The 8003-nt window shown below is 45.8% G+C and carries 7 protein-coding genes and 1 pseudogene; 7 read left to right on the top strand and 1 reads right to left on the bottom strand.

All coding sequences use genetic code 11. The features are described 5' to 3' along the window. Positions 1-436, bottom strand: a pseudogene (locus tag A5295_RS02020) (nicotinate phosphoribosyltransferase); the annotation flags it as partial. A 524-nt stretch (positions 437-960) separates the two neighbouring features. Between A5295_RS02020 and cysS the strand changes: the two are divergent. The 7 genes from cysS (at position 961) to trmD (ending at position 7880) form a co-directional block, all read left to right on the top strand. Further along, positions 961-2598, top strand: a complete 1638-nt coding sequence (gene cysS, locus A5295_RS02025; protein ID WP_041160549.1) for a cysteine--tRNA ligase — start codon at positions 961-963, stop codon at positions 2596-2598. Positions 2599-2705: 107 nt separating this feature from the next. Next, positions 2706-4376 carry a signal recognition particle protein gene (ffh, locus tag A5295_RS02030; protein ID WP_004105368.1) on the top strand — a complete coding sequence of 557 codons (1671 nt, stop codon included), beginning with the start codon at positions 2706-2708 and terminating at the stop codon, positions 4374-4376. Next, positions 4373-5548 carry an endonuclease/exonuclease/phosphatase family protein gene (locus A5295_RS02035; RefSeq protein ID WP_064621573.1) on the top strand — a complete coding sequence of 392 codons (1176 nt, stop codon included), beginning with the start codon at positions 4373-4375 and terminating at the stop codon, positions 5546-5548. Before ffh ends, A5295_RS02035 begins: the two co-directional genes overlap by 4 nt. 116 nt (positions 5549-5664) lie before the next feature. Beyond that, positions 5665-6135, top strand: a complete 471-nt coding sequence (gene rpsP, locus A5295_RS02040; protein ID WP_012913862.1) for a 30S ribosomal protein S16 — start codon at positions 5665-5667, stop codon at positions 6133-6135. Positions 6136-6137: 2 nt separating this feature from the next. Further along, positions 6138-6371 carry an RNA-binding protein gene (locus A5295_RS02045; protein ID WP_004105376.1) on the top strand — a complete coding sequence of 78 codons (234 nt, stop codon included), beginning with the start codon at positions 6138-6140 and terminating at the stop codon, positions 6369-6371. A 1-nt stretch (position 6372) separates the two neighbouring features. Further along, positions 6373-6972, top strand: coding sequence for a ribosome maturation factor RimM (rimM, locus tag A5295_RS02050; RefSeq protein WP_064621574.1), 600 nt, complete (start codon positions 6373-6375; stop codon positions 6970-6972). Between the two features lie 41 nt (positions 6973-7013). Continuing rightward, positions 7014-7880 carry a tRNA (guanosine(37)-N1)-methyltransferase TrmD gene (gene trmD, locus A5295_RS02055; protein ID WP_180963755.1) on the top strand — a complete coding sequence of 289 codons (867 nt, stop codon included), beginning with the start codon at positions 7014-7016 and terminating at the stop codon, positions 7878-7880. Positions 7881-8003 lie beyond the last annotated feature (123 nt).

Raw genomic sequence — 8003 nt, forward strand, 5'->3', positions numbered from 1 at the left:
AAACCATACGTGCTGCGGCAGAGGCAACCGCGCAATCGTAATTAAGCACAGAAAGAAGCACAGTTTCAAGCAAAGTGCACTCACCAAAAGTGCCTTCTACCTGCAAAATTGGCGAATTCGGGAAGAACATCTCCCCCTCGCGATAACCGGAAATTTTACCGTGGAATCGGAAATTTTCCAGCCATTCAATGGTTTCTGCGCTAACAATTTTACGATCACTTAAGAAACACAAATCATCTTCCGAAAGATGGAATTTTTGCAGCTCTTCCAAAATGCGGCCCATGCCAGCAACAACTCCGTAACGACGACCTTGAGGCAAGTGGCGCGTAAAAATTTCAAAAACGCACTTGCGATTTGCAGTGCCGTCTTTAAGAGCAGCGTCGAGCATAGTGTATTCATACATGTCCGTCATAAGAGCAGATGAAATCTCAGCCATGATATTCCTTTCGTAACGAACAAAATAAAAACTAGTTACTAATTACCAATTCTTTGGGAGTGGCGTAGTACGCGCGAGTAGTTAATAAGTATTCACAACGTAACACTGGAATCATATTAGCTCTATCTACTGAGCTTGTTACTTGGCTGATACTTGGGCTGTGTGGGAAACAGCGAGCGCGACGATATACCTGAGCACTGCGCAACGGATAACGCTCCAAACGCGAGATAAGTTCCCCACATTTGGAGCGTATAACGACGATAAACCCTCCAAATGCGAGACAGATTCCCCGCATTTGGAGTGCCAAACCACAAGCTCGCACTATAAGCACTCGCTTACGAAACTCGCGTTGGAAGTCCACTGGACTTCCAACCTAAGCGAGTTTCCGCTCCGAGTTGCTTTCGCGCGCGCTGTGCTACGCTCAAGCAGGTCGTCGCGCCAACGCGAGAAAAGTTGCGCACGTTTGGAGTAATAAACAAAGCAATGCCAAATCGCAGTATAAAGAAGCATTTATAATAGCAATTATGCTTAATAAGAGTTTGAACGAAGAGACTGCAAAAGTTACTAAAGCCGCAGAAAACCTGCACTTATACAACACGGCTTCACATTCAACGAACACTTTCGTACCTAAAAAGCATGGTCAAGTAGGCATGTACGTGTGCGGCGCAACAGTGCAAAGTTCTCCGCATATTGGTCATATTCGCGCAGCAATCGCATTCGATATAATCCGTCGCTGGATGCTGCGTTTAGGATACAAAGTCACGTTTGTTAGAAACGTCACAGATATTGACGACAAAATTATGAAAAAAGCCAACGAATCAGGGCAAAATTGGTGGGAACGAGCATATATTTACGAGCGCGAATTTACAAAATCCTACAATACTTTAGGAGTGCTTGCGCCAACAGTTGAGCCACGCGCAACAGGTCATATTACAGACATGGTTGAGCTGATTGAACGCTTAATCGAACGCGGTCACGCATATGTTATTAAAGACAATGACGGAAATCCTACTGGAAATGTCTATTTTGACGTGCCAAGTTGGGAGCATTACGGCGAATTAACGCACCAAAATCAGAACCAAAATGAAACTTGCGCAGATGAAGCCGCAGCTATCGCAGACGCGAAAGGTCCAAGCGTAGACGCTGCCGAAAACGATATTTACAATCCAACAGATCCTGCAGATGCTTCACCAGACAAACACGATCCTAGGGATTTCGCACTTTGGAAAGCACCTTGCGATTTCGATCAGCCGGATGCGCGCTGGAAAACTCCTTTTGGCGAGGGACGCCCTGGTTGGCATATTGAATGCTCTGCTATGAGCCATCGTTATCTTGGAAATGATTTCGATATTCACGGAGGCGGCCTGGATTTGCGTTTCCCTCACCACGAAAACGAAATGGCACAAACGCGTGCTGCTGGATGGGAAAGCGCCAATGTGTGGATGCATTCAGCATGGGTTACCGCCAAAGGTGAAAAAATGTCAAAATCGTTGGGAAATGGGCTTTCCGTACCAGTAGTTTTGGCAAATAATTCGGCTTGGGTTGTGCGATATGCTTTGGGAGCAGTGCAATATCGCGCAATGTTGGAGTGGTCTGACCAAGCTTTGGTGGAGTCAAAATCGGCTTATGATCGCATTATGAACTTCCTCGAGAGAGCTGACAGATTGCTTGACAAGAAGCCAACTTGCGAAGAAGTGCGCTCTGTTAACGCAGACGAGCTTCCGGAAGATTTCACTCGCGCTATGAACGATGACATTAACGTTTCTGGCGCAATCGCAGAAATATTTACTACAATTCGTCAAGGAAATACTCTTATTGACGACTGCAGCAAAGATTCTTCACAAGCGCAAAGCGAAAGCATACAAAAGCTCATATATCTCGCTGTTTTGCAAGTGCGAGCTATGTTAGATACTTTGGGCTTGGATCCTTACGCAAAAACGTGGGCTTCGAACAATAATCAATCGCCTGCAGAAGGCTCAAACGGCAAGGAAAGCAAAGAACACTCAGCTTTGGACTCTTTAATTACTTTGCAACTTAAAGCTAGAGCAGATGCTAGAAAAGCAAAGGATTTTGCTACTGCAGATGCTATTCGCGACGCGTTAAATAACGCAGGAATTGTAATTGTCGATACTTCGCAAGGATCATCTTGGCATTTGCAATAAACGAAAGTAACGCAAAAGCAAAAGAAAACGCGAAAGTATTAATTTAGCAAATCAAGTTAGCAATTGCACAAAAGTTACGTTAGCAACAACAGGTAGAATGGAAAACTATGGCAGCATTTAGTTCGTTAACAGACCGCCTTTCCAATGCTTTTAAGCATTTGCGCAGCAAAGGCAAGCTATCAGAATCCGATATTGACGGCACAATTCGCGAAATTCGCCGCGCACTTCTCGATGCAGACGTTGCGTTGGAAGTAGTCCGCTCATTCACTGCTCGAATTCGCGAGCGCGCTCTTGGTGAGGAAGTTTCGCACGCTTTAAATCCAGCTCAGCAAGTTGTGAAAATTGTAAACGACGAGCTTACGCAGGTATTGGGCGCAGGCGTAGATAGGCAGCTTAATTTTGCGAAGTACCCTCCAACTGTAATTATGCTTGCAGGTTTGCAAGGTGCAGGTAAAACTACGCTTGCTGGAAAGCTAGGCTACTGGCTGAAGGATGCAGGCCATACTCCTTTGCTTGTAGCAGCAGATTTGCAACGACCTAATGCAGTCACGCAGCTGCAAGTTGTTGGCGAGCGCGCAGGAGTTCCTGTATTTGCTCCAGAAAAGGGCGTACAAACAGGCGGAAGTGCGATTTCTTTGCCATGGTTCACTAAAGGCGACCCGGTTAAGGTTGCGCGCGATTCTATTAATTATGCGCGCGAAAAAATGTATGACACTGTGATTATTGATACCGCAGGTCGTTTGGGTGTCGACGAAGAGCTCATGAAGCAGGCACGCAATATTCGCGATGCCGTGCAACCGCAAGAAGTGCTGTTTGTTATTGACGCAATGATTGGTCAAGATGCTGTTCGCACTGCTCAAGCTTTTAACGATGGCGTGAACTTTACTGGCGTTGTGCTTTCTAAACTTGATGGCGACGCTCGAGGAGGTGCTGCACTTTCGGTTGCAAGCGTTACTGGAAAACCGATTTTGTTTGCCTCTACAGGTGAAGGTTTGAAAGATTTTGAAATCTTCCATCCTGATCGAATGGCTTCACGCATACTCGATATGGGCGATATTTTAACGCTTATTGAGCACGCACAGAAGCAGTTCGACGAAGAAGAATCACGCAAGGCTGCTGCAAAAATAGCTGAAGGCAGCTTTGGTTTGGATGATTTTTTGGAGCAGCTTCAGCAAGTTCGTAAGCTTGGCTCAATGAAGAAGCTTTTGGGCATGATGCCTGGAATGGCAGCTCACCGTCAAGAGCTTGAGCAGTTTGACGATAAGGAAATTGACCGAACTGAGGCAATTATTCGCTCTATGACTCCTCAAGAGCGTAGAAATACAAAGATTATTGACGGATCTCGCCGCGCGAGAATTGCTGCTGGTTCAGGTGTGAGCGTTTCGCAAGTTAATGCACTTTTGCAACGTTTCGAGCAGGCTGCAAAAATGATGAAGCGAATGAGCGGAGGCGCTGGAATGCCTGGCATGGGCGGCATTCCTGGATTCGGTGGAGCCGGCAGTAAGTCGAAGCGCAAAGACAAGAAAGGCAAGAAGAAGGGCGGAAAGTCCGGAAATCCAATGCGCAGGGAAGCTGAAGAGCGCGCGTTGCGTGAGCGTCTTTCTGGCGAATCTACTAGCGACGATGTTGCAGGTTCTGCTTTTGCAAAGCCACAGCAACCAAATCTTCAGAATCTTCCTGAAGGACTTAAGGAACTTATGAATTCCGAAGATGCAAATCAAGATAATCAACTGCCACCTAACTTTGGCGGCGGATTAGCTGGCTTATTCGGTCGATGATTTTAGTATTGGCGTTTTTGTGGGTTATATTTGTGCCGCTTCTTTTGTGGCAGCTGCTGCGTTGGCTGCCAGCAGGTGCGGATAAATATAACCCACTTCCGTATGTTATTGCGTTGCTTCCACTTGCAACTTACGTTGTGGGAGCACTGTTTTTGTGTAATTTTGGCGCTTTTTTGCTGTATACATGCTGCGCAGAGAAAATAACGAAATCGCTTAATTTAGCACAATCTTACGCGAAATCTTACGGATATTTATGTATTGCGTACGCTGTGCTATTTTTGATTTCGCTTAAGTCGCATACGCCGTATTGGTTTGCAAAATTGCGTAGGTTGCACGAAAGCAGGTCGTCGCGCAAAAGCTGCAAGGAACAGCATCAAGAAATACGCGTGATGACTCTTAACTGCAGATACGGAAAAGCGAGCGCATCCGAAATAATAGAAATAACGAAAAAATATCACGTAAATACGTTACTTTTACAAGAATTAAGCAAGTCTTTAGTAAAAAATCTTGAAAAACTTGGAATATACGAAATTTTTCCAACTTCGTGCGTAGGTGCGCAAAGTGAGCATAATAACGGCGGATTCAACGCTATTTTTACGCAATATTCCGCGATTTCTACTTGCAATAATTCTGTAAAAATTGAAGCTGCAAGCGTACCAAGCGTTACAACTTGCTTAGATTTTGGTGCAAATGAAAAAGTTTTGGTGAAATTTGCTTCTGCACATCCAAAGTCACCGATGCGTGGGTGTGCTGCTTGGAGTAATGGAATTCGCGCACTTGCGACTATTGATTCTACTACTGATTCTTTCGCCGATTGCACTAACGAATGCGCTGACGAATCTACTTCGAAAACTTGCGATTTAGCAACTCTTACTATTGTTACTGGCGATCTTAATTCCACAGTCGACCACCCAAGCTTTCGCTCGCTTTTGAAATACGGATTTACAGACGTTGCGCTTTCGCTTGGAAAGCGTCTACGCACATGGCCTACATGGCTTAAGTGGCCAAATCTTACACTTGACCATGTGCTATTTTGCGCAAAAAACTGTAAATCTAACGCACTATGGCAAAAGAATGTAGTTGTCGACGGCACTGATCACTTAGCATACATCGCAGCAATCGACCTACAATCACTGGATAAAAACGTCCAAGCGCGCAGGCATAATAGATAAGTTATTCGCGTGAATCGGCGCCCTCTTCCCGACCACGTGAGGAACATGTGGAAGCTCGCAAGGAGTGCCCCACACCCGAACGAAATTCCACGACTCTAGTTATAAGGAGAGCCATTTTGGCAACCAAGATTCGTCTTAAGCGATTGGGCAAGAAGTTCTATGCCTTTTACCGTGTAGTCATTTCTGATTCACGCAACAAGCGCAACGGTCAGTCCATCGAAGAGATCGGCGTTTACGATCCAAACAAGCAACCATCTATGATTCAGATTGATTCTGAGCGCGCACAGTACTGGCTTGGCGTTGGCGCACAGCCAACCGAACCAGTGTTGAAACTCTTGAAGATCACTGGTGACTGGCAGAAGTTCAAGGGTCTCGACGGTGCCGAAGGCACGTTGAAGACTTCTGAAGCTGGTCCAGACGCACAGGCTCGCGTTGAAGCTGTTGAAGCTGAAGCTCAGAAGCTGAAGGCCGCTAAGTCTGAAGCCGCTGCTAAGGCTCAGGCTGCAGCTGAAGCCGCTGCAAACGAAGCCGAAGAAGTCCCAGCTGAAGCTGCGGAAGCTGCCGAAGCCGAGGAAAAGGCTGAGTAATCATGCTGGCTCAAGCTGTTGAACATCTCATTAAGAACATCGTGGATTTTCCAGATGACGTGTCGGTACGTTCTCACGAAAATGCTCGCGGCGAATTGCTTCGAGTACGCGTGAATCCTGAAGATATTGGTCGCGTTATTGGACGCAATGGTCGTACCGCTAATGCAATTCGCATTGTTGTGCAAGCTTTGAGCAACCACAATGTGCGCGTTGACATTATGGACGTACGTAAGTGAGATGAACGTGGCATTAGACCAACAATCTTTTGACAACCCTCAGCAAAGTCGTAATGACCTGCTGAGGGTTTGTCGTATCGGTAAAGCCCAAGGTTTAAAAGGCGAAGTTACTGTACAAATTTTTACAGATGAGCCTTACGAACGTTTTGAGCCAGGAAATGTATTGTGCACTGCAGACGGCGAGCGCGAGTTCGTTATTGAGAACGCAAGAACATTCAAAAATCGTTGGATTTTACTATTCGAAGAATCACAAAATCGCAACGATGCGGAAGCACTTAATGGCACTGAATTGTATGTACATGCGGAAGATGCGCAAGAACTTGCTGCCGAAAATGCTTGGTATATTAAGGATTTAGTCGGTTTACAAGCGCGCTTGTGCGAAGAAAATCAGCCTGGGCTGCCGGCTTGCACTATTGGAAAAGTTGTGGATGTGCTCGACGGTGCGCAATCTTTGCTAAAAATCCGCTTGAATAATCCGATTGACGACGATAATAAGACTGCGCTTGTGCCATTTGTTGAGGCACTTGTGCCGGAAGTTGACGTTGCAAACGGGTATTTGACTATTGATCCTCCGGGCGGTCTAATTCCGGGGCTTTCGTAGTTTTCATAGTTTTATCAGTTTTCGTAGTAGAGTGCCTTATGATGGACATCGATATTATTTCCGTATTCCCAGAATATTTTCGCATGCTAGACCTAAGTTTGTTAGGCAAAGCGCAAAATAATGGCTTGTTGCAAATTCGCGCATACAATTTACGCAAATGGACTCACGATGTACATCAATCGGTTGATGACACGCCGGTTGGCGGTGGCGCCGGCATGGTTATGAAGCCTGAAGTTTGGGCGGAATGCTTAGACGAGCTGCTTAACTTGCCAAAATCTGAAGTAAAAAATACGTGCGATACGTGCGATAGTTGCGAAGAAGCAAAAATCGTGACTAATAAAATAGACTCAACTAAACCAATTCTTATATTCCCGAACCCTTCTGCCCCACTATTTACGCAAAAAGACGCAACGGAATTAAGCAACGCAAATCATTTGGTATTTGGATGCGGCAGATACGAAGGCTACGACGCTAGGATTCCAGAATATTACCGCGCGCAAGGAATTGACGTACGCGAGTATTCAATTGGCGATTACGTGCTAAATGGCGGAGAAGTTGCAGTAAGCGTTATGCTTGAGGCAATTACACGCTTAATCCCTGGGTTTATGGGAAATCCTGAGTCGATTGTTGAAGAGTCGTACACAGGATCGGACGCACTCTTGGAACACCATCAATACACGCGTCCAACTACTTGGCGAGGTATAAGCGTTCCGGAAATACTCACTTCCGGAAATCACGCCAAAGTTGATCGTTTTCGTCGAGATGAAGCTATATCTCGCACAAGCGAAATTCGACCTGATTTGATTGAAAAATTGGACTGCCACAAGATAGATAAAGCGGATCGAAAAACGCTTATGTCGCTCGGATGGGAAGTTTCTGGCGATCATCCGCGCAAAAACTCGCGCTAGCAGCAAAAGCCGGAAATACTCTGGCAACAGTATTGCTATGCTAGCGTTAATTACTTATTGATTAGAGAACACTAACATTATTGCTGCCGCACGCACAACACAAAATCTCTCCACCATAACACC

Source organism: Gardnerella sp. 26-12 (assembly GCF_001660745.1).
In the GTDB taxonomy this organism is placed as follows: Bacteria; Actinomycetota; Actinomycetes; order Actinomycetales; family Bifidobacteriaceae; genus Bifidobacterium; species Bifidobacterium swidsinskii.